Here is a 22,694-nt window from a genome sequence, read left to right on the forward strand (position 1 = left end):
ACCGCCAGCGTTCATCCTGAGCCAGGATCAAACTCTCCATGGTGGTGATAACACCCTGCTTTCTTTGGTTTCCTCTGGCTAGAACTATTTTTTTGTCGAGGTTCTGTGGCAGTCAGCTCTCCGCTTGACCGCACGTTTTTTATTCTAACCCATCCTTCCCGGTTTGTCAAGGTCGGGGGGAAGATTGTTATTTGGTCTCATTGGGTCGTTGGTGGAGGTGGAGGTGGACTCTGGCGAGATACCACATGTAATTTTCTATTTTGCAGTCTAGGGCTCGGCTTATATGATTGTTGGCTCCAACCTCGTCCTGATGGACAAACTGGTAAAGTCCAGCATAGAGGTACCGGAAGAACAGGTTTTTCTTGTCTTCGTCATTGGTGTGGTTTAGTAGGGTTTTCACGTCGGTCATTCCCGCATATACCTGGTATATCTGGCGCATAAATGCACGAGAATCTCTTTTAATGGCGGGGAGATATTTTCTTGCCTCCTCTGCTCCCTCCAGTTTGGCCATAGAAAGGTATATCCACAGGCTATCCTCTATGTTTTGTCGGCTGACAGTATGCACTAGTTCGAACTGCCTATAGGCTTTGGCATATTTTCCCAAATAGTAATAGGTCAATCCCCTTTGCCAGAGATATGGTGTTATCTGTGGATTAAGTTCCTCTGCTTTGTTAAAATCCCTGAGTGACTCCTTCAGCAGTGCCAGTTTGAAATGGATCATCCCCCTTTGGATGTAAAGACGAGGGGAGAAGGGGAACATTTTTAATTTTTTGTTACAGAGGTTTAATTCTTTCACCAAAGTACTATCATCTACGGTCATAAGGTGGCAAAAATCCTAGTTCTCCTACCTAATTTCTCCCGGCATCGGTGGATTTTTGAGCCCAGCCATCCCTGCAAAAGAAACTTGTACCATTTCGGCCATTCAATCTTAACTAGTTAAATGGTAACAGAACATAAGAGAACTTTTTGTGACAATTGACCACAATAGTTATATGATTAGAACAAATTTCTAATTTTATTTTGGGAAAAAAATTTGGTGTGAGAGGAGCCGGTATAGGAAAATGTCAGAATTGAACTTGAAAGATGCGCCATTCCACTTTATTGGCATTGGTGGGATAGGCATGTCCGCCCTAGCCTATGTTCTCGCAAAGAGAGGACTTAGAGTTTCAGGGTCCGACCTGCGGGCCAGTCATATTACTTATCGACTACAAGAGCTTGGGGTTACCATATTTACAGAACAGAGTGGTGCCAATTTTGAAAAATTAGATAATAACTTCCCCGGCTTGCGTCCACAGGTAATTTGTTCAACGGCAATTGGACGGCAAAATTCAGAATTCCTGGCTGCGAAGAAAAGAGGTTATCCCATCTTCCATCGAGCTGACGTCTTAGCGGCCTTAATGAAAGGTTATTGTAGTATAGCCGTAGCAGGAACTCACGGCAAAACCACCACTAGTAGCCTAATCTCTTACATAGTCTGGGATGCAGGGTTGGACCCTACAGTGATCATTGGCGGCGAAGTCTCCGCCTGGGAGGGCAATGCTCGTCTCGGCAATGGAAATTACTTGGTGGCCGAAGCTGACGAGTCAGACGGTTCTCTGGTTAAATACTCCCCCCACATTGGAGTCATAACTAATATAGAGTGGGATCACCCTGACCACTACCAGTCCATAGAGCAGTTGGTGGACATATTTCAAAAGTTCGCCCGCCAGTGCAAAACAGTAATCGCCTGTGTAGACTGCCCCGTCGTCGCTGAATCCATCCAAGCAGATATCACCTACAGTATAAGACCTGATTCAGGTGCCGACTACACCGCTACGAATATAGTGCACAGTCCCTTTGGCAGTCAAGCAGAGATTTGGGAAAATGGCAGTCTTTTGGGCAGTATTTCTCTCCTTTTGTCTGGAAGCCACAACATCAGCAACTCCCTGGCAGCCATCGCCGTTGCGAGAAAGTTGGGTCTAGATTTTCCCACAATCGCTAGGGCTTTGGCCAAATTTGAAGGAGCTAAAAGACGATTTGAATACAGAGGTAACTACCGAGGCGCTACTCTCATCGACGACTATGCCCATCACCCCTCGGAAATAAGATGTACTATATCTGCAGCACGTTCTAGATTACCTCAGTATGAGGCAGAAAGAATTGTGGCTGTATTCCAGCCCCACCGATACACCCGCACTGCAGTCTTCCTAGAAGAATTCGCCTCCAGTTTCCAACAAGCAGATGTACTGGTGCTCACTGACATATACAGTGCTGGTGAGGCGCCCATAGAGGGAGTCACTGGGGAAAAATTGGCAGATTGCGCCCGAAAATACCACCCGCGAGTATACTACCACCCCCAACTGTCCAATCTGAAAGATTTCCTCTCCGATTTTTTACAAAAGGGCGACTTGGTTTTGTTTATGGGAGCTGGTAATCTGAATCAGATTATCCCTAATCTCCTTAGCCTGGATGAAAAATCCCTCCCACAAGCGGCTTGAACACCCCTTTTCACCCCCCCCCGTTCAACTAATATTAGTTCCGTCAGCATTCCAGGCAATAAGGCAACAAAATAGAACAAATTTCGTCTCCTGAGTGTTATTTTGGGCAAAAAAAATGATTGTTTCTCTTAGTTACGATTCCTCTGCCACATCCTCTATTTGTCTTAAGGGAACCAGCTGTGTTATACACCAGAATGTCCCCCTGTCGCAATATACAACCTACAGAGTTGGCGGCAAAGCCAGATGGTATGCTGAACCAAAATGTTGGCAGGATGTGGAAGCCCTTTTCCAATGGGTGGAAAAACAACAAATCCCATTTGTGGCATTGGGCGCCGGTTCTAACCTCCTAGTAAGTGACAATGGGTTTGAAGGACTGGTGATAAGTACCCGTCATCTCAGGGGATGTTCAATAGATGAAGAGAAACGGATAATAACAGTAGACGCCGGCTACCCATTGCCCAAATTAGCCTGGAAGATGGCCAAAAAAGGATGGTTGGGACTACAATGGGCCGTGGGCATACCTGGTACCATCGGTGGCGCCGTGGTTATGAACGCCGGTGCCCATCAGTGCTCTATTTCAGATATTTTGATAAATACTACAGTAGCGTCCCCCAATGGTAAAATTGAAACCATCCCAGCCTCACAACTAGACTACTCCTACCGCCACTCCCGACTCCAACAGGAATCCTGTTTGGTATTACAGGCCACGTTGGCCCTGAAACCGGGAATGGGCAGGGAAGAAGTGATGGAATTAACTAGCAAGAACTTCAGGATGAGGAGGGAAACTCAACCATACGACAAACCTAGCTGTGGCAGTGTATTCCGCAACCCTAAACCCTACGCGGCAGGCTGGCTAATCGAAAAAACCGGCCTGAAGGGGTATCAGATTGGTGGCGCCATGGTATCACACCAGCATGCTAATTTTATTCTCAATATGGGCAACGCCACCGCCAGAAACATCTTTGACTTGATCAGGTATGTACAGGAAAGAGTAGAAGCCACTTGGTCAATCCTCCTACAGCCTGAAGTTAAATTCTTAGGACAATTCTAACATGACTGCCCGTTTATCCCTCCATTTCCCCCCCCTCCCGAGAATTTGAGTCCAGAGGTTAATACTACTCCATAAACTAAACCATTCCCCCCAGAGAAGTCTTAAGATGGAGATGAGGGGGTAAGGAGCAAATTAGGGTATCATAGGGCGACAATGAAAACTCTCATCCTGTCATGACCTTCGTGTGAGGAGTAACATGTCGTACAACAAGGGCCCTGGAAAGAAACATGAGAAGTTCAGTTGGCGATGGGTATTACTAGGACTTGCCTTTGGCGGCATTGCAGTAGGATCGGCAAGTTTGGGGGCCCTGTTGGCTCTGTCTTTGTCTCATACCCCCCTGTCTCAAAGAAAACTTACACCGGCTGAGGCGGCAGTCTTCAATCAGGAAGAAACTATTAGTTTTGATAGTCTTAATCTCCCCAAACTGAGTCGTCCTGTAAATATACTTGTGTTAGGCATTAAAGTACTAACCTCGGATCTGCCGGAAAAACCCCCATCTCTGGGCTATCACGCCCTGGTTAATTCTTTTGAAGGGCTGTCAGACAGTATGTTACTGGTGCGCTTTGACCCAGAAGAGGACTCTGTAACTGTCCTGTCAATACCACGAGATACAAAAGTAATAATACCAGGAAGGGGGATGGCAAAAATCAATGAGGCCAACGCCATAGGAGGACCAGCAAAAGCCGCAGAAACAGTGAGTTTGCTATTGGATAACGTGCCCATTGACCGTTATGTGAGAATTAATATTCAAGGGGTGGAAAAGTTAATTGACGCCCTGGGGGGAATTACCATAGACGTACCCCAAGACATGAAATATACCGATCATAGTCAACACCTGTACATTGATCTGAAGAAGGGAAAACAACACCTAGACGGGAAAAAGGCAATTGATTTTCTCCGTTTCCGCCACGATGCCTATGGGGATATTGGCAGAGTACAACGGCAACAAAGTTTCATGCGGGCCCTGATTGAACAAACCCTAAACCCGAAAACCATTCTCAGAATGCCGGAAATCCTCAAGATTATTAGGGCTCATATAGATACTAACCTCACCACTAACGAGTTGATTGCCCTGGCAGCCTTTGCTGCTCAAAGGAACAGAGCTGATATTAAAATGCTCCTATTGCCAGGGGATTTCAACAGCCCCAGGGGAGGAGAATTAAGTTACTGGCTGCCAAATTATAGTAAAATCCGGGAGATCATGGCCTTCCATTTTGGACAGGACTCTGGCTACTATGCCAACTACAGGGATGTGGAACCCCGTAGGATTAGAATCGCTGTACAATGTGCCGAAGAAAACCGAGAGTATGCCCAACAATTAGTCCAGTTTTTACAAGAAAATGGCTATAGGAGGAGTTATTTGAGTAGCAGTTGGCTTCCTGAAACCCCCTCCAAAACCCGAATTATTGCCCAACAGGGGGATAGCTATGCCGCAGCTAAACTTAGGGCTGATATTGGGATAGGGGAAGTAGTAGTAGAAAGTACAGGCGTACTTAATTCCGACGTTACCATTCAGGTGGGGGGAGACTGGCAAAACTTCTCATCCCCCACCAACCAGCTTCAAAGTATCTCCTATTAGTCGGCTGTCACGTATAACCGATTTATGTCTTCCAGTCTCATTCTAGATGAGACCCCTAAACTAAGGGGGGACACTTCCCGACGCAAAAAATGCTCCTCGGCGGCACAGGCAATCATAGCAGCATTGTCGGTACAGTACTTCAGGGGAGGAAAAAATACCCGAAACTGATACTCCCTGGCAGCCTCCGTTAGGGCTTTTCTTAAACCACTATTGGCCGCAACCCCTCCCCCCACGGCAATGGTGTTTAATTGCAAATCCAAACAGGCTTGGATAGTTCTTTTGGTCAGAGTTTGAGCCACAGTATACTGGAAACTGGCACATAGGTCGGCAATGGGTATTTCCCCTCCCTCCCCCTTCAAACGTTCCACCAAACGCAACATAGCCGTCTTTAGGCCGCTGAAACTGGTGTCATAGGGGTGATAACCCTGATTGTTGGGTAAAGAGATTTTCCCCTCCGGCAACTTGAAAGCAAAAGGATTCCCCTGTTGCGCCATTTTGTCAATAATAGGACCACCGGGATAGGGTAGGTCTAGTATCCTTGCCACCTTGTCAAAGGCCTCCCCTACTGCATCATCCCTCGTACTACCAATGGTATTGTAAATCCCTTCCTCAATTACATGTATAATACTGGTATGACCCCCCGAAACCAGAAGACATAGAAAGGGTGGTTTTAAAGAAGGCTCGCTGAGATAAGACGCGTAAATATGTCCCTCTAGGTGATGAATGCCAAGAAAAGGCTTATTATGAACCATAGCCAGTGTTTTTGCCGCCGTAGTCCCCACAATCAACGAGCCTACTAAACCAGGGGCCACAGTGGCAGCAACGGCATCTATCTCATCCCAACCTACCCCTGCCTGTGACATGGCCTCCTCCAAACAGAAGTTAATCGTCTCCAGGTGGCGTCTAGAGGCCAATTCTGGTACAACCCCACCAAACTCCTCGTGTAAGTCTATTTGAGAGGCCACCACATTGGCCAAAACATTACGATTTGTAACAATCGCCACCCCCGTCTCATCACAACTGCTTTCTATGGCTAAAATGATAGGCATTATCCTCTCAATTTGTTTAAAAATAATAAGTTTTCTTTCTATTACTTTACTCTACTTCCTAATCAGAGTAAAATCCCATTGAGAGTCTACCACAATTACCCTATATCATCCCGTTTATGAAAAAAGCACTTGGTTTCCTACTGGCTTTTGTAATATCCCTGGGTCTGTGGTGCAATTTCGCACCCGCCGCTAAGGCAGATTTGTCTCATCTAACACCCTGTAGTGAGTCTCCCGCCTTCCAAGCCAAGTCAAAGAACTTCCTGGATACTACAGCTGATCCCAATTCCGGTGAAAATCGCGCCGCCCGTTACAGCCAAGCCTTGTGTGGCGAAGAGGGTTATCCCCACCTGATAGTGGATGGCAGACTTAGCCATGCCGGCGACTTTGCTATCCCTAGTCTTCTCTTCCTCTATATTGCCGGTTGGATTGGTTGGGCTGGAAGGGCTTACCTAATCGCCATCAGAGGGGAAAAAGAGCCAGAAATGAAGGAAATTATCATCGATGTGCCCCTGGCACTCAGTAAAATGTTATTTGGTTTCCTCTGGCCCTTACAGGCTATAGCTGAATTCACCACCGGAAAGTTGGTTGTCAAGGATGAAGAAATTTCTGTTTCCCCCCGCTAGTTTTATTTAGTTTTTTGGTATTTTAAGTAGGAGAAAAAGGTATGAAAGATCTCACCACTTTCCTCTCTACCGCCCCCGTATTGCTCACCGCTTTGATGGTTTTTACCGCAGGTTTGCTAATAGAAATTAATCGCTTCTATCCGGACCTTCTTTTTCACCCTCTAAAATAGTTCAAAGGAGGTTTTTCGCCTGAGTTTCCCCATTACGGTGGCCTTCTGCTCCGGCCGCCGTACTTTTTTTGTCAATATCCCTCTGGGGGCCGTATGCTGTGAGTTATTTCGCCCACTTTCCTGCTATTGCGGCCTATTTCTCTACAATTCATAAACAGAATAATTTAAATAATAATCAGTTTAAATTATTACATTCTCTGTAATTATGCGAGGAGTTAAAAATGGTTAAAAATAGAAGGTAATAGGGAGATATAAACAATATAAAATACTAAAAAAGCTATGAAAAAAAAAGACAAGACAACTATAAGGAAAAAGTCTGCTGTGAGACGACAAAATGAGAAAAACAGTCCCAGTCAATTTCCACACCAATGCCAACCCCCTGAGGCACATCAATACTAGAATCCTCGGAATTCAAAACAAAGGGTTGTGTTATAATGTCCTGGGAAAAGTAGCGACTGGAAGCAGAAATATCAGCGGGAAAAACAAAATTGGGCAGACTGGCTATATGTAAATTAACCGCCCTACCTATACCTGATTCTAGCATTCCGCCACACCAAAGTTTTACCCCAGCCTCCTGACAAAGACGGTGAATGGCTAAGGCATTAGTTATGCCTCCCACCCGCGATACCTTGAGATTAATCGCCTTTGCCGCTTGCAAAAGGATTGCTATCCTGGTATCATGAACCGAGTTTATACTCTCATCTAAACAGACAGGGGTATTTATTAGGGATTGTAATTTGGCATGGTCTAAAATATCATCATGGGCAAAGGGTTGCTCAATCATCAGCAAATTAAGGTCCTCTAGTGCCAAGAATAAGTTAATATCCTCTAGGGTGAAGGCAGAATTGGCATCAGCCATCAACAGTAAATCAGGATAGTGATTGCGAATTGTCTGGAGAGGGGAAAGACAAAACTCGGGGGAAACTTTCAGTTTTACCCGTCGATAACCCATCGACAAATAAAACTCCACCATCTCTAACAGTCTACTCAAACTCTTCTGAAGGGAAATGCTAACCCCCACGGGTATTTTCAGTCTTTCACCCCCCAAGAGTTTGTAAAGGGGAAGATTCTGACTTTTGGCAAATAAATCCCACAGGGCACATTCTACACAAGCCTTGGCCATATTGTGCCCACGAATGTTACCCCAAGAGGCAAAACAGTGGGAGGGGAAAGTTAAATTTTTACCTAAAATCTGGGGAATAAGAAAGTCAGTGAGAATATGAGAAGCAGTCTTCAGGGTTTCGTAAGTATAACAGGGAATGGGAAAAACTGGGCATTCCCCCCAGCCGATTAAACCTTCGCTTTTTACTGCCACAATCAAACAGTCATGGGTTTTGAATTCCCCATTGCTAAATTTGAAGGGGGAAAGAAAAGGCAAAGACAAATGATAAAGAGTAATTTGTTCAATTATCATATTCTTCCGCTGGCGTTATTATGAGTGTACTCTAGGTAAATGTCAGTTTAAGCTAAACTAAGTAGCAAAGGATAAGCATCAATAGAGAAACTATGAGTAGGGATTGTTTTCAGCCACAGAGTGGGGGGAATCTGGAAAAACAAAAACAAACGGGTGGAGAAAATTTGCTGGTGGAAATCGCCAAAACCTTGGCAATGGCAGTAGTTTTATCTGTGGGGATTAGGACGTTTGTAGCCGAGGCACGCTACATCCCCTCCTCCTCCATGGAGCCTACTCTCCAAATCAATGATAGGCTCATAATAGAAAAGATAAGTTATCGCTTTAGCAAACCGCAGCGGGGTGATGTGATAGTCTTCAATGCCACCCCAGCATTGGAGGCACAGAATTTTCGCGAGGCTTTTATTAAGAGGATTATAGGTTTGCCAGGGGATACGGTGGAAGTAAAAAATGGACAAGTGATAGTCAACGGGAAAGTCCTAAGAGAATTTTACATAAAAGAGCCCCCCAATTATGAATATGGACCTGTAAAAGTGCCAGAGAATGAATACCTAGTTTTGGGAGACAATCGTAATAACAGCTATGACTCCCATTATTGGGGATTTGTACCAGAAGACAAAATCATCGGGAGGGCAATCATCCGTTTTTGGCCACCCCAAAGAATTGGTATGATAGATGAACACCCAGTATTCGCAGAAACAGGAAAACCCGCCACTGAAAATTCCCCCTCCAACCAAAAATAAACTAACCGGTGGAGGGATAAAAAGAAATGTGAAAGGAGACGCCTTGATTGGGATAACTGATAACCTCAATAGAGGCGTCTAATTGTTGACATAATAGTCTAACTAGACGCAACCCCAGAGAATCACTTTCTTCCCAGTTAAAATCGGGTGGGAAACCAACACCATTGTCACTGACTTTTAAAAGGATTTCCCCTGTATCTTCCACCCCCAAACTTATTCTCACCTCCCCCTCTCTATTATCGGGAAAGGCATGTTTAAAAGCGTTAGTAACTAATTCGTTGACAAGCAAACCGGCAGGAATGGCTGTTTGTATGTTTAGACGGCACTGTTGAATATCGGTTAGTAGAGTAATTTTGGGGTGGTTTGTCTGACTAGCTTTGTGGTGAAGAGGAAAAGTCGAAGGGGAAGTGGGGTGGTGGGTATAAGAGAGAGAAAGATTAGAAACTAAACGGTGGAGGTATTGGGCGAAATCAATTTCCGAAAGATCCTCTGACTGATACAATTGTTCATGAATAATGGCCATGGTCTGAATACGATTCTGACTGTCTTCAAATAGACTTTTTACCTTCTCGTCTTTCACATATTTGGCTTGAAGGTTGAGCAGACTCGAGATAACATAGAGATTGTTTTTTACCCGGTGGTGAATCTCTTTGAGGAGTATTTCCTTTTCCCGAAGAGATTTAAAAAGTCTTTCCTCGGCAGCATGTCTCTCAGTGACGTCAGTGACGATACCATCTACACTCACCACTTCGCCATTTTGAGCGTAAACTATATAAGCCCGTTGTCTCAGCCAGCGATAATCACCGTCGGGCAACTGGATCTTGTATTCTATTTCCCAGGTTTTATCCTTTCCCCTCTCCACCCCCGAATGACAACAATCCATAATCTCTTGCCAGGTTTGTTGTACTTCCGGTTTATGTTCTGGTACTATACAGTCAAACAAAAGTTCATGGTTGGCAAGTATCTTTTGGGGGGGATAACCATAAACCCTTTCACAGGCGGGATTGATATAACGTAGACGCAAAGAAGGTAAAGAGAATGACCATACCACATCCTGTAGAGAGTTTAGTATACTGTTGAGACGGGCTTCACTTCTTTGGAGGGATTCTTCCGCTTTTTTCCTATCACTAATGTCGTTAATTACAGCGATAAAATAGGAAGGCTCAACGGCCACCCACACTATGGACATGGTAAGATTAACCCAGAGGTAACAGTTGTCTTTTTCTCCTTGTTTGCATCTGCGACACTTAATTCGGATTTCTCTCTCAAAGGTGATTTTACTGCCACAAAGAAGACTAGACAAGTCGACGAGGGTAGGGGGAACGTCTTCGGGGTGGATGAGGGAAGTAAAATCAAAATTAAGCAAATCCCCCCGGTTATAGCCTAGCATTTTTACCAGTTTATCATTGACCAGGACAAATTTCCCCTCTAAACTGATTTGGGCAATACCTACCGCCGCCTGATGGAAAATACTACGGAATCTCTCCTCACTTAGTCTACACCGAAACTGAGCTAATTTTACCTCTTCTATGTCCTGTCCACAAGCAATAAGACCAGTATTAGCACCATTTCCATCAGTGAAGGGATTAATATTCCATACTATCGTCCTTTCTCCCCCATCCGCCAGCAATACTTTTGTCTCCACATTCCTTTGGATTTTTCCTGTGGAAATGGCAGCCGCAAAAATCTGTTTTAGACTATTCTGATTGCTGGATGGGATGAGTAAAGAGAAATAGTCTTCCCCCATAACACAATCCCTTTTCCAGCCAAATATCCTCTCTGCCTCCTCATTCCACTCAACTATGCGATACTCCTGATTTAGTACTATAACGATTATCCCTGCTGTTTGCACAAAGGCTCTTAACCTATTCGCTGTTCTCTGTAACTCTCTTGTTCTCTGTTGTACTATATCCTCCAATTCCCGATTTAAATCCCTGAGTTGAGCCTCATTTTGTTTTATTTGAGTAACATCTCGCGCCACAGCATAAATGATGCCATCCTCATGGAAAAGGCATCTCCAGGCAAGCCAACGGTAATCCCCATCCTTAGTCAGCCAACGGTTTTCAAAGCCAATACTACTAAAACCCTGATTTATTTTAACTAACTGTTGCCTAGTAGTCTCAATATCCTCGGGGTGAATAAAGGATAATATATTCTTCTGGTTAAATTCTGATGCAGGATAACCGAGAGTTTTAACTAGACTCCAATTGACTCGTTTAAAGGAACCATCCATCCCCATGACACAAAATATATCTGGGGAAAGACTAAAGAAACAATCCAACTGTCTTTGGCTTTTAATTTTCTCAATGGCGGTGGCTAAAACATTAGCAAACGTTTGGAGAAAATCTAGTTCCTCAGGGTTGAATTTGCGGGGTTTTTGACTATAAACTCCCAAAACTCCATAATAGTTATCTTTTTCGCCCATTGGTACAGTGGCCGCACTAACAATTTTGCTATTATGTAGTAGGGGACAAGGACTAAAACGGGTTTCTACAAGTAAATCCTCGGTAACTACTGGTTGCATAACCTGGAGAGTGTATCCCGGCAACCAGCGGGGTGATTTACTGATTTGTGCTTTCCCTAGCCACTCTGGTTTCCATCCCTTTCCCGCCTTGAGGAGAAAACAAGCCTGATTGCTTTGCAACTGGTGGATAGCGATGAATTCTACTTTCAACGTCTCACCCACTATTCCCACTGCAGTGTCTAGTAGTTTTTGTATGTCAGTTTCAACTAGGGCAGTTTTGGCTAATTGGACAATAGCAGTCTGATATCTAGCGATTTCCTTCGTTTTTTGGGCATATTCTCCCTGTTGCAGGGCGATGGCCAATTGATACGCCAATTGTTGCAGTAAATTTAATTCTTCCTCTTGCCAATGACGTGGTTTTTTACAATTTTGGGCGGCAAGTAGTCCCCAGAGACTTTCATGGAATATAATGGGCACTACTAGATTGGCTTGTACTTGTAAACTTAAAAGTAAATCCCGATAGCAAGGAGAAAGATTTGCCTGGAAGATGTCATCCACTGCTTGAATTCTGCCACCAAGATAGGGCTGGGTGAAATCCTTGACAAAACAGTGATCTCGTACTACCCTGCCTTTAATGGAGGTTATCCCCTCTTTGACAGACTCGGCAACCACTATCCCATCCCCTTCTGGGTGGAGTTGGTAGACTATTACCCGGTCACAGTCCAAAAAGTTTCTAATTTCTGTTACAGTATTGTCCAATAGGGTGTCTAGGTTTAGGGTTTGGCGAATGCGCTGACTTATTTGTGACAGTAACTTCTCCCGTTCAAATTGTCTTTTTTCTAGTCCAAAGGCAGTCTTAAGACGGATAATTGTCTGCTGTTGTTGTTGCAAAAACTGGTACTGCCAGGAGGGGGACAAAATCTTTATTATACTAGCATGATTTACGAGACAAAATTGTGGGCAAATGTCACCGTTGCGGCTTCTTGCCTCCTCCAGATTGCGGGTAATCAGCAAATAGGGATAATTGTCTAAGATTTCCAGCACAGAAGTAATTTTTTCATTGTCGGATACACAGGGAAAATTTTCGGCCGGTAGTTCAACAATGGTTTTATTTTGCCAGTTATCATATGATAAAAGTCTGAGGAAAGAATAGGGGGTGAACACCCTATAATTCTGGCTTTTTTCTTCCAGTAAGAAACCGGCAACTTTTGGCTTTTCCTCCAGCTGGCGAATGAGAGATAATATATTAGACTCGGGGGGCAATAATTTCAGGTTGGCTTCAAAAATTTCTAACACCGAAACATGGGAATAAAAGGAATTTCCTCTAAGGAAACCGCAAAGGCTTTTTGCAGTGATAATCCCCTGAAATTTTCCCTGATGCCAACAACCGTAAACAGGCGTCTTGTTTGTATAGATACTGTGTGCGATGGCAAAGATGTCGGCTGAGTCATTAATACAGACAGAGGGGAAGTCTTGACAAAAATCCCCCGCACAGAGAGAATGGAAACTGTGGCCATCATGGAGTTGTTTTAAGACAACAGGGGGGGAAATGTAACCCAGGGGGTGGCAGTCATTAAATACAATCAGAATGTCACAACCACTGGCTAGTTTCCTTACAACATCCATTAGGGGTGTTTCCGGGGGGATATAGACAGGGTTAGAGTCAACAACTTTGGCTGGTGGCAAAGACTGGTAACACATGTCAGTCAGGGGGGTCCAATCAATTGGATATACTAACCCTGACTTTAGTTTAGTACTTTAAACAGTTGCCTCCACAATTATTTTTCTTGCCTGTTGTCCTAACCTCAACTATAGGCTACCACTTCAAAGATCCTTTTCTATGACTATTTGTCCCTGTCTTAAAACTTGCCACCCTGTTTCTGTCCATTTTATCACAGTAGAGGCAATACCGGAAGAGGGGGGATTATCGGTGTCTAAAACGTAGACGCTGGGGAATTTCTCAGAAATAGCCTTCATGGAAGTCAATGGGGCTTCTCCCGATATGTTAGCACTAGTGGTAGCTAGTGGTCCTGTTTGTTTTAGAATTTCTAAGGCTACCTGACAGTTGGGGATACGAATGCCAATAGTCTCAGGATTGAGGGGATTCATGGTAGGGGGGATTTTGTCAGAAGCAGGCAATACCATAGTCAGGGCGCCGGGGAGGTATTTATAGGCTATAATCTTCCATATTCTCACCTCTTCATCACTACCCTTGACGTAATCCCACATCTCATCTACACTGCTAGTCATTAAAACAAGGGGTTTTTCGTAACTCCTTTGTTTCAGCTGAAAGATTAAATCACTGTTAGCTGGTTTTACTGCTAAAGCTGGGATGGTGTCGGTGGGAAAACTAACCACATTCCCAGCTATAGCTTTTTCCACCAGGGTTTCCAAATTCACTAACACCATGATGACAGTCAACTTTCTTTTGCCTATATACTATACAGGAGACATCATCTTAATAGCCACAAACAACTGTTTTCTCTACCCCCACCGTTTCCCTAGGTTTATCAGTTATCCCAGTCTACCCATGTCTTTGTTTCACCTCTGCCAGGGATACTAGCCACCTCATGAATTTGTCTCACCTTCCCTAAAGAGGGTATCAGTTACCTTGGCTACCTCACACATTGGTTTTACATCGTGGACTCGGATTATGTCAACTCCCTGAATTATTGCATAACTACATACCGCAGCAGTGCCCCATACTCTCTTTTTTGGGTCTTCTTGTTGTAAAATTTTCCCGATAAAACTCTTACGAGAGGGGCCTATTAGTAATGGAAAACCTAGCTGCTTAAATTCTGTAATTTTTCTTATAATCTCTAAATTCTGAGAATAATCTTTGGCAAATCCGAGACCTGGATCGAGGATAATATGTTCTTTTTTGATTCCATGTTTAATCGCCTGAGAAATTCTGTCCAAAAGGAAATCCTTTATTTCTCCTATTAAATCCCGGTAATCAGTAAGAGATTGCATGGTCTGGGGGGTGCCACGAATATGCATTAAAATTATGGGCACACCCAGAGAGGCAGCAGTGGGCAACATTTGTGGGTCATAAGTAGCACCAGAGATGTCATTGATAATATCAGCACCGGCCTGAATGGCTTTCTCTGCTACAATGGCACGGGTGGTATCAATGGAGATGGGAATGTCGGTGTGTTGACGCAAAGAGGAGATGACGGGGATAACGCGACTCAACTCCTCCTCTAGCGGTATTGTAGTGGCGCCAGGACGGGTAGACTGTCCACCAATATCAATAATATCAGCTCCTTCCCTCTCCATTTCCAGGGCATGGGCAATGGCATCATCAAGGTTGTAATACTCCCCACCATCACTGAAACTATCAGGGGTGACGTTTAAAATGCCCATTATGTAGGTGCGTTTGCCCCACTCAAAGACTCTGTTTCTAATTCTAAGGAACTGAAGCATCTCCCCGTAGGTAGTCTTTTCTGCCAGTGGCTGGAGTTTCCCGAAAAGGGGGGCTAGGGAATTAGAGAGGCTGGTAGTTGACAATACGGGCAAAACTGTCAGGATTTAAACTGGCTCCACCCACCAACACCCCATCGATTTCTGGTTGTGCCATGAGTTCATCAATGTTGTTGGCATTGACGGAGCCCCCGTACTGGATTGTAACATTTTTATTGCTCAATAGGGAGCGAATAAAGGCAATTACCCGGTTGGCTTCCTTGGCTTCACAGGTGTCGCCAGTGCCAATGGCCCAAATGGGCTCATAGGCTATAACTAGATTATCCTGGGAGACATTCACCAAGTCCTTCTCTATTTGCCTGGCAATAACAGCCTCTGTTTCGCCCGCCTCCCGTTGTGCTTTGCTTTCTCCCACGCAGAGAATGGGGGTGATGCCGTGTTTTTGAGCTGCCAACAAACGACCATTTACAGTTTCATCCGTCTCCCCAAAATACTGACGACGCTCACTGTGTCCTACAATGACATACAGTACGTTGAACTCCTGTAACATAGGCGCGGAAATTTCCCCCGTAAACGCCCCCTGATCGGCCCAATGAACGTTTTGCGCCCCCAATTTTACCCTTGTGCCATGGAGACTCTTACACATGAAACTCAACGCAGTGAAGGGCACACATAATACAATCTCTCTGTCTTCTGGTGTGTTTTCCAAATGGGGGAGAAAACTCTTCAAGAATTCCGCAGACTCCATCTGCGTCTTGTGCATCTTCCAGTTGCCTGCAATTACTATCCTTCTCACTTTGCTTCCCTAATTAATCCCAAATTACCCTAATACTACAAACCCTTTAGTTGCAACTCCTCTATTTTAGAGTCTCTTGGTCTTCTACACAAGTCTCAGCCTAATGTTAAGTAATGTTAAGAAAAATGAGAAAAATCTTAACAAGATGTAATAAAAAAAAGTGCCAGAAGGAGTTATAAATTTATCTGGAGCTGCTCCGAGAGGAAGAAAAATCTCCGAAGGTTAAGATTTATTAAGAAATCCTAACAAAGTATTGGGATTAGACCCAAAATAAGAGAAACTAACCTAGGAGAGGGACTCCAATCGGAGTGTCCGAGAAAAAAAGTCTGACAGGAAAGAGGAGAGGAAGTAGACATGTACGACGCATTTACAAGAGCAATAGCGCAAGCAGACGCCCGCGGTGAATTCCTAACCACCGCTCAACTGGATGCCCTAACCCAATTCGTAAAAGACAGCAACAAGAGAATGGACGTGGTAAACCGCATTACTAGCAATGCCTCTGCCATTGTAACTAATGCGGCACGCTCCCTGTTTGCTGAACAACCCCAGTTGATCGCCCCCGGTGGCAACGCCTATACCAGCCGCCGTATGGCCGCCTGTCTCCGTGACATGGAAATCATCTTGCGTTACATCACCTATGCCATCTTCGCCGGTGATGCCAGCGTGTTAGAAGATCGTTGCCTCAACGGGTTGCGCGAAACCTACCAAGCTTTGGGAGTGCCCGGGGCTTCCGTAGCAGTAGGCATCCAGAAAATGAAAGATGCTGCCATTGCTATTGCTAATGATCCCAATAATATCACCCTGGGTGACTGCAGTGCCCTGATGGCCGAGGTGGCTAGCTACTTCGATCGCGCTGCCGCCGCAGTAGCCTAGTAAGGCAATAATAAAATCCCTGGTTGACAACACTGTTAGTTCCTCTTGAGTTAACAAAGTAAACCATAAATAGGAGAAAGAAGGTAACATGAAAACCCCATTGACTGAAGCCATCGCCGCAGCAGATTCTCAAGGCCGTTTCCTCAGCAGCACCGAAATCCAAGCTGCTTTTGGTCGTTTCCGTCAAGCTACCGCCGGTTTGCAAGCCGCCAGGGTGTTGACTGAAAATGCTCAGCGTCTCATCGAAGGCGCAGCCAATGCAGTATATGCTAAATTCCCCTATACTACCACCACCCCTGGCCCCCAATACGCTTCCACCCCCACCGGCAGGGCTAAATGTGCTCGTGACATCGGTTACTACCTACGTATGATTACTTATTGCTTAGTAGCCGGTGGCACTGGGCCTATGGATGAATACCTGATTGCTGGGTTAGACGAAATTAACCGCAGCTTTGAATTGTCTCCCAGCTGGTATATAGAAGCCCTAAAATACATCAAAGCCAACCACGGCTTGACTGGAGATGCCGCCGTAGAGGCCAACTCCTACATCGACTACGCTATCAACGCTCTCAGCTAGTCTGTCTCATTCTGGCTGCTTTATCTTTTGCCGTCATTTCCTCCCCTTGTAACCCCTGTGTTAAAACAAGGTTAAAAAGATAAAACAGGTGTTATTGCCTGAGAAAATTAGCGAATACAATCTTATTAGGGATTGTGTTTGTTAGTTTTTTCAGGCAATACCGTTTTATTTTGGGGTTTATGTGGATTAGTGGCAACAATCTGGCAGTAATCAAAGAAGAGGCATTAAAAAGCTATCCCCATGAATGTTGTGGTTTATTGTTGGGGGTGATAGAGGGAGAGAAAGACAAAAGGGTGATAAAAGTAGTGCCCACAAAAAACGACTGGGAAAATCAACGTCATCATTTTAACCGTTTTCAGGGAACTTTATTTGACAGTTTTGCCATTAACCCCCTTACCTTCCTCAGGATTCAAAAAAAGGCAAGACAAAAAGGCTTACAGATAGTGGGGGTATACCATTCCCATCCTTGCCATCCTGCTATCCCCTCCGAGTTTGACCGTGCCGTAGCTTGGCCTGTATACTCCTATGTTATCGTTTCCGTGGAAAAAGGGCAGGTGAAAGATTTGACCAGTTGGTGTTTGAATGAAAAGGGTATTTTCCTGGAGGAGGAGATTTTTGTGGATTCTTAACAGGTTACAATTGAGGGAATTAGAGAGTTACTGTATATAGCCTATGGCTTACTACTGGTTTAAGGCCTTCCACATCATTGGTGTTGTTGTCTGGTTTGCTGGTTTGTTTTATCTAGTGCGTCTGTTTGTCTACCATGCCGAAGCCGAAGAAAAACCTGAGCCTGCTAAATCTATTCTCAAAAAACAATATGAGTTGATGGAGAAACGGTTATATAACATCATTACCACCCCGGGAATGATTCTTACTGTCTCCATGGCTATAGGATTGATTACAACTGAACCACAAGTTTTAAGGGCAGGATGGTTACACGTCAAATTGGCTTTTGTTGCCCTTCTCCTAATTTATCATTTCTGGTGTGGTAGAATCATGAAACAGTTGGAAAAGGGGGAAAACACCTGGAGTGGCCAAAAATTCCGCGCCTTTAATGAGGCCCCCACAGTATTATTGATTGTAATTGTACTGTTGGCCATCTTCAAAAACAGTTTACCCCTCGACATAACCACCTGGTTAGTGGTGGCTTTAGTCATCCTTATGGCGGCCAGTATTCAATTTTATGCTAGAATCCGTCGTCAAAACGAGGCAAAACTAACCCAGTCTCTCAGTGAGTAGGGGGGTTTCCAGTTAGAATTTAAACTACGTTTTACTCTCATGGTCTGCCGGCTATTTTTCCCCTTTTGAGGAAGAATTGAGTAAGATAACAACCAGTTGACTATTCTTCCTGGTTGGGAAAATTGCCCCGAAATTAACACCATTGCCCCGGAAAAAACAATTTGTTTGCCAATTTTACCCTCACAGAGGCAACTTTCCTCCCTATCTCTGAGATTTTTAACTTGCTACCAATTATTATAAAATGGTTTTCCCCTGGAGTAGTCATTCCTTTGTCTACTCTTTTTTTCTGGCTATAATAGAAGAATAGACTGAGAAAAAAGGAGGTGGGTAAATGTCTTATGATGTCTCTATAGAAAATCCACGCACCATGGCTGATTATGCCTACATTGGTATAGCTAAACATGCCAAAAAAATTTTCAAATATGAGACAAGAATACTAGAAGAAAATGACCCAGAAAATCTCCACCAAATTCGGGTGGGAATGAGGAGACTAAGAAGTGTCTTAGCTAGCTTCTCCTCTGTATTGAAGTTGCCCGGCATCATCACTGATAAAAGAATAGGGAGGATCGCCAGAATCCTCGGCAGGGAAAGAGACGCCGATATTATAGAAATCAATTTGGAAACCAAGTACAAACCCAAATTAAGCCAGGAAGAATGGGCAAAATTTGAGGAGATTAATGAGAAGCATCTGGAAAAAAACGGCAAACAATTCCCCAGTAGCCGTGAAATACTAAAAGGGGATGACTATCAGGAATTCAAAGAAGCATTACAAGACTGGCTAAAAAATCCCCAGTTTCGGGGATTGGCAAGGGTAAAAATAGAAAAACTGTTGCCCAGCATACTACTGCCACAAATAGGAAACTTCTGTCTGGAATCCGCCTGGATAGTAGGCGCTACCATAGACGAAAATGGTGAGGTTACTGTTGTAGACAACCTCACAGAAGAGGAAATTGAAACCATCATTGACAAGAAAGGAGAAGACTTACATAATCTCAGAAAAGAGGCTAAAAAGGTTCGTTATCAGCTAGAATTGTTCCAAGACTTTTATCCCCCTGAGTATCAGGATTATATTAACTTCGCCAAAGAAATCCAGACTGTGTTAGGGAATGTTCAGGACAACATTTGTCTGCTAAACTATCTGAACAATTTGACGGAGAAATGGCAACGAAAACTGCCAGGATTACAGCAATTAATCAGAGAATCCCAAAAAGAAGAATGGCAGAAATGGCAACAGCTACAAAGACGATTCTTTGAAACCAACTGTCTTTTCAATCTCAGACAAATTATCAATCAACCGTCCCACCCACAAACCAACGGGGATGAGATAGAATAAAAGACAATCCCTCGCCATGCCACTGTTGACAGCCTGGGGGGGAGGAGATACCATGGTCCACAAACACAAAAACCCCAAAGGCTGTCAGAAGAAGACGAGTCTGTGAAAACGGAAATAGTAATTATCGGCAGTGGTATCGGCGGGTTGTGCTGTGGCGCAATCCTAGCCAAATACGGTTATGATGTGGTAGTATGTGAAAGTCATAACCTCCCCGGCGGTTGCGCCCACGCCTTCACCTACAAGGGTTTTAAATTCGAGGCTGGCCCTTCTCTTTATTCGGGACTATCCTATTCTCCCTCCCCTAATCCCCTTCGTCAAGTGTTAGATATGATAGGGGAGGATATAGAATGGAAAAATTACAAAAGTTGGGGATGTTGGTTGCCAGAGGGATACTTTGAAGTAGCAGTAGGAGAAGAATCTTTTTACCGTCTGCTACTGGATTTGAGGGGAAAGGAGGCTGCCAATCAGTGGCGGGTGTTGCAGAAAATAATGAAACCCCTGTCAGATGCGGCAACTAGTATCCCCGTAAAAGCCTTCCGTTATGACATGGGAGTAGTTATAACTCTTCTTCCCTACCTGCCATCCCTGCTACCCCATGTTTTCTTTGCCAACAAGCTGACGGCCAGTTTTGGGACTATCATGGATGAGGTAGTCTCCGACGAGTTTATCCGCAACTGGCTAAACCTTCTCTGTTTTATGTTATCAGGATTGCCCGCCCACGGCACCAGTGCGGCAGAAATGGCTTTTATGTTTGCTGACTGGTATCGCCCAAATGTCACCCTCGACTACCCCGCCGGTGGCAGTGAGGCTATAGTTAACGCCTTGGTGAGGGGTATCAAGAAATTTGGCGGCAAACTGCTACTATCCTGTCATGTAAAAGCAGTCTTAGTAGAAAACAATAGGGCAATAGGTGTAAGACTTGCCAACGGGGAAATAATTTCTGCAAGCAAAGCCGTGGTTTCAAACGCATCTATTTGGGATACCCTTTCATTAATTCCAGAAGAAGTATTGCCACCAAAAATCCGCCAAAAATGGCTTTCCACCCCCGCTAACCGCAGTTTTATGCATCTTCATCTGGGAATAGACGGTAAAGACATCCCCACAGACTTACCCTGTCACCACCTGGTTGTTAACCACTGGCAGATTACCGCCGAACAAAATGTAGTTGCAGTGTCAATCCCAACACTACTGGATTCCTCCCTCGCACCCCCGGGCAGTCATAGCATACACGCCTACACGCCGGCTACAGAGCCTTATCAGTTATGGGAAAATCTAACCCCCAACACCCCAGAATACGAGGAGATGAAGGAAAAAAGGGCATTGGTGATGTGGCAGGCTTTAGAGAGATTTATTCCAGACATAAGAGAAAGATGTAGGGTAAGGCTAATTGGCACACCTTTAACCCATAGTCGTTATCTTAGACGATACCGGGGCACCTATGGCCCTGCCTGGGATGCCAGTAAGGGTTTCTTCCCACCATCTACTACCCCCATCCCCAATTTTTACTTGTGTGGTGATTCCACCTTCCCGGGAATAGGAGTGCCCGCAGTGGCTGCCAGTGGTATGATTACAGCTAATACTATCGCCAGTGTTTGGCAACATTTGTCAGGCTAGTCTAGCCAATAACTCCTCCACTGTAATTTTAGTAACAGGATCTCGCCAATGGGGGGCAATTTCTACTAGGGGGATTAATACAAAACTCCTCTCTCTCATCCTGGGGTGGGGGATTTGTAACCGGGGGGTATCTAATACTAATTCCCCATAGAAGATTATATCCAGGTCCAAAGTCCTGGCCCCCCATCTCTCTTTCCTTACCCTGCCAAACCGCCTCTCGATGGTCAAAAGGGTATCTAAAAGTTGTTGGGGGGTTAGAGTGGTTTCTATTATAGCACAACCGTTGAGATAATCCGGCTGTGGGGGGCCGATGGGTTTGGTTTCTAGCCAGCGGGAATGGCAAATTACTCTTATTCCCTCCGTTTGGTTAAGGATAGCCAATGCCTGATTGAGAGTCTTTTCCCTATCCCCCAAATTGCTTCCAAGGGCGATCACCGCCTGGGTCGAACCATTTTCGGTCATAATATACTATTAACCACTCTCGGCCAATGGTATATGTTTAAAGTGGTATATGTTTAAATTGTATGAATGAGCCAACAAGAAAGCAAATCGCTGTGGAGTCAGATTCCTATCTCAACCCCCTAGACGAATTGGAAAGGGAGAAGACGTCTCCCCCTGACCCGGAACTTATGTTACAATGGCTCCACAGTGATAATAAACAGGAGCAAATTCTCGCTGCCAGAGCCTTTTGTGAAATTGTTGAGCCCCGTGCTATTCCCACTCTTATTCAATTTTTACACAACAGTTGTCCTCTTTTGCGGGTGGCTGCTGCTTATGCCTTAGGCAGAAATACTCATCCCTCTGTGGTAGAGCCTCTAATTCACACCCTCTACAACGACTGGAATGGGTATGTGCGTAAGGGGGTGGTTTGGGCTTTAGGTAACAGTGGCGATTCCCGCGCCTTCCAACCCCTCCTTCACGCTTTGAAGACTGATATAGGCGCAGTAAGATTGTGGGCTGCCAGCAGTTTGGCCAACATTGCTAGACTAGACTATGATAATACTGTTACTGCCATTCCCGCTTTGATCCGCACCCTCCGACAGGATGAGATTCCGGCGGTGAGGAGTAATGCCGCCTGGGCGTTGGGCAAACTGTGTCGTGAATTGCCCTATAACGTAGTCTATGCCACTGCCATCGATGCCTTGATTGAAGCCTTGGTGGAAGACGAGGATTTGGGAGTTAAGGAGGATGCCAAAACTGCCTTGTTAAAGTTGGGCGACTCTCGGGGTTTACAGATGATTGAAGAGTTGGAATTGGAGGGGTTAATATAGC

Annotated in this window: 21 protein-coding genes; 13 read left to right on the forward strand and 8 right to left on the reverse strand. The window is 44.8% G+C overall.

What is annotated here, in order from left to right:
• Positions 1-187: 187 nt before the first annotated feature.
• A complete protein-coding gene (locus IGQ44_05405) occupies positions 188-820 on the reverse strand; it encodes a hypothetical protein (protein HIK37410.1) in 633 nt (210 codons plus the stop codon).
• A 241-nt stretch (positions 821-1,061) separates the two neighbouring features.
• Here IGQ44_05405 and IGQ44_05410 point away from each other — a divergent pair, with 241 nt between their 5' ends.
• The 3 genes from IGQ44_05410 (at position 1,062) to IGQ44_05420 (ending at position 5,107) form a co-directional block, all read left to right on the forward strand.
• The gene (locus tag IGQ44_05410) at positions 1,062-2,477 is read left to right on the forward strand and encodes a UDP-N-acetylmuramate--L-alanine ligase (protein HIK37411.1); all 1,416 of its coding nucleotides are present in this window, start codon (positions 1,062-1,064) and stop codon (positions 2,475-2,477) included.
• Positions 2,478-2,592: 115 nt separating this feature from the next.
• A complete protein-coding gene (gene murB / locus IGQ44_05415; GenBank protein HIK37412.1) occupies positions 2,593-3,528 on the forward strand; it encodes a UDP-N-acetylmuramate dehydrogenase in 936 nt (311 codons plus the stop codon).
• Positions 3,529-3,724: 196 nt separating this feature from the next.
• Positions 3,725-5,107, forward strand: a complete 1,383-nt coding sequence (locus tag IGQ44_05420) for an LCP family protein (GenBank protein HIK37413.1) — start codon at positions 3,725-3,727, stop codon at positions 5,105-5,107.
• On the opposite strand, the gene tsaD is transcribed toward IGQ44_05420, so the two are convergent.
• Positions 5,104-6,156: a tRNA (adenosine(37)-N6)-threonylcarbamoyltransferase complex transferase subunit TsaD gene (gene tsaD / locus IGQ44_05425; protein ID HIK37414.1), complete on the reverse strand. Its 1,053-nt coding sequence runs from the start codon at positions 6,154-6,156 to the stop codon at positions 5,104-5,106. The genes IGQ44_05420 and tsaD overlap by 4 nt on opposite strands.
• A gap of 116 nt (positions 6,157-6,272) precedes the next feature.
• Between tsaD and IGQ44_05430 the strand changes: the two genes are divergently transcribed.
• The gene (locus IGQ44_05430) at positions 6,273-6,779 is read left to right on the forward strand and encodes a Photosystem I reaction center subunit III (GenBank protein ID HIK37415.1); all 507 of its coding nucleotides are present in this window, start codon (positions 6,273-6,275) and stop codon (positions 6,777-6,779) included.
• Positions 6,780-6,820: 41 nt separating this feature from the next.
• A complete protein-coding gene (locus IGQ44_05435; protein ID HIK37416.1) occupies positions 6,821-6,949 on the forward strand; it encodes a photosystem I reaction center subunit IX in 129 nt (42 codons plus the stop codon).
• Between the two features lie 301 nt (positions 6,950-7,250).
• Here the strand turns inward: IGQ44_05435 and menC are convergent, their stop codons facing one another.
• The gene (gene menC, locus IGQ44_05440) at positions 7,251-8,363 is read right to left on the reverse strand and encodes an o-succinylbenzoate synthase (GenBank protein ID HIK37417.1); all 1,113 of its coding nucleotides are present in this window, start codon (positions 8,361-8,363) and stop codon (positions 7,251-7,253) included.
• A 92-nt stretch (positions 8,364-8,455) separates the two neighbouring features.
• On the opposite strand from menC, the gene lepB reads away from it, so the two are divergent.
• Positions 8,456-9,103: a signal peptidase I gene (lepB, locus tag IGQ44_05445; protein ID HIK37418.1), complete on the forward strand. Its 648-nt coding sequence runs from the start codon at positions 8,456-8,458 to the stop codon at positions 9,101-9,103.
• A 1-nt stretch (position 9,104) separates the two neighbouring features.
• Here lepB and IGQ44_05450 read toward each other — a convergent pair whose 3' ends face one another.
• From IGQ44_05450 to IGQ44_05465, 4 genes are all read right to left on the reverse strand, one after another.
• Positions 9,105-13,268 carry a PAS domain S-box protein gene (locus tag IGQ44_05450; GenBank protein ID HIK37419.1) on the reverse strand — a complete coding sequence of 1,388 codons (4,164 nt, stop codon included), beginning with the start codon at positions 13,266-13,268 and terminating at the stop codon, positions 9,105-9,107.
• A gap of 123 nt (positions 13,269-13,391) precedes the next feature.
• Entirely contained in the window at positions 13,392-13,976 is a 585-nt protein-coding gene (locus tag IGQ44_05455) for an L-threonylcarbamoyladenylate synthase (GenBank protein ID HIK37420.1), read from the reverse strand.
• A gap of 159 nt (positions 13,977-14,135) precedes the next feature.
• Positions 14,136-14,993, reverse strand: coding sequence for a dihydropteroate synthase (gene folP / locus IGQ44_05460; GenBank protein ID HIK37421.1), 858 nt, complete (start codon positions 14,991-14,993; stop codon positions 14,136-14,138).
• Positions 14,994-15,054: 61 nt separating this feature from the next.
• Positions 15,055-15,786, reverse strand: coding sequence for a triose-phosphate isomerase (locus IGQ44_05465; protein HIK37422.1), 732 nt, complete (start codon positions 15,784-15,786; stop codon positions 15,055-15,057).
• Positions 15,787-16,140: 354 nt separating this feature from the next.
• Between IGQ44_05465 and IGQ44_05470 the strand changes: the two genes are divergently transcribed.
• The 6 genes from IGQ44_05470 to IGQ44_05495 all read left to right on the forward strand — a co-directional run bounded on the left by IGQ44_05470 (position 16,141) and on the right by IGQ44_05495 (position 21,422).
• A complete protein-coding gene (locus IGQ44_05470) occupies positions 16,141-16,659 on the forward strand; it encodes a phycocyanin subunit beta (GenBank protein ID HIK37423.1) in 519 nt (172 codons plus the stop codon).
• An 88-nt stretch (positions 16,660-16,747) separates the two neighbouring features.
• Positions 16,748-17,236, forward strand: a complete 489-nt coding sequence (gene cpcA, locus IGQ44_05475) for a phycocyanin subunit alpha (protein HIK37424.1) — start codon at positions 16,748-16,750, stop codon at positions 17,234-17,236.
• Between the two features lie 179 nt (positions 17,237-17,415).
• The gene (locus IGQ44_05480; protein HIK37425.1) at positions 17,416-17,865 is read left to right on the forward strand and encodes a M67 family metallopeptidase; all 450 of its coding nucleotides are present in this window, start codon (positions 17,416-17,418) and stop codon (positions 17,863-17,865) included.
• 43 nt (positions 17,866-17,908) lie between these two features.
• Positions 17,909-18,475 carry a protoporphyrinogen oxidase HemJ gene (gene hemJ, locus IGQ44_05485; protein HIK37426.1) on the forward strand — a complete coding sequence of 189 codons (567 nt, stop codon included), beginning with the start codon at positions 17,909-17,911 and terminating at the stop codon, positions 18,473-18,475.
• 331 nt (positions 18,476-18,806) lie between these two features.
• Positions 18,807-19,808, forward strand: a complete 1,002-nt coding sequence (locus tag IGQ44_05490; GenBank protein ID HIK37427.1) for a CHAD domain-containing protein — start codon at positions 18,807-18,809, stop codon at positions 19,806-19,808.
• An 81-nt stretch (positions 19,809-19,889) separates the two neighbouring features.
• Complete coding sequence (locus tag IGQ44_05495) at positions 19,890-21,422, forward strand: NAD(P)/FAD-dependent oxidoreductase (GenBank protein ID HIK37428.1); 1,533 nt, start codon at positions 19,890-19,892, stop codon at positions 21,420-21,422.
• Here the strand turns inward: IGQ44_05495 and folK are convergent.
• Positions 21,414-21,884: a 2-amino-4-hydroxy-6-hydroxymethyldihydropteridine diphosphokinase gene (gene folK, locus IGQ44_05500; protein ID HIK37429.1), complete on the reverse strand. Its 471-nt coding sequence runs from the start codon at positions 21,882-21,884 to the stop codon at positions 21,414-21,416. The two genes, IGQ44_05495 and folK, sit on opposite strands and share 9 nt — an antisense overlap.
• Before the next feature lie 62 nt (positions 21,885-21,946).
• Between folK and IGQ44_05505 the strand changes: the two genes are divergently transcribed.
• Positions 21,947-22,693, forward strand: a complete 747-nt coding sequence (locus IGQ44_05505; protein ID HIK37430.1) for a HEAT repeat domain-containing protein — start codon at positions 21,947-21,949, stop codon at positions 22,691-22,693.
• Position 22,694: the final 1 nt, after the last annotated feature.

The sequence above is a fragment of the Geminocystis sp. M7585_C2015_104 genome (assembly GCA_015295805.1).
GTDB lineage: Bacteria > Cyanobacteriota > Cyanobacteriia > Cyanobacteriales > Cyanobacteriaceae > DVEF01.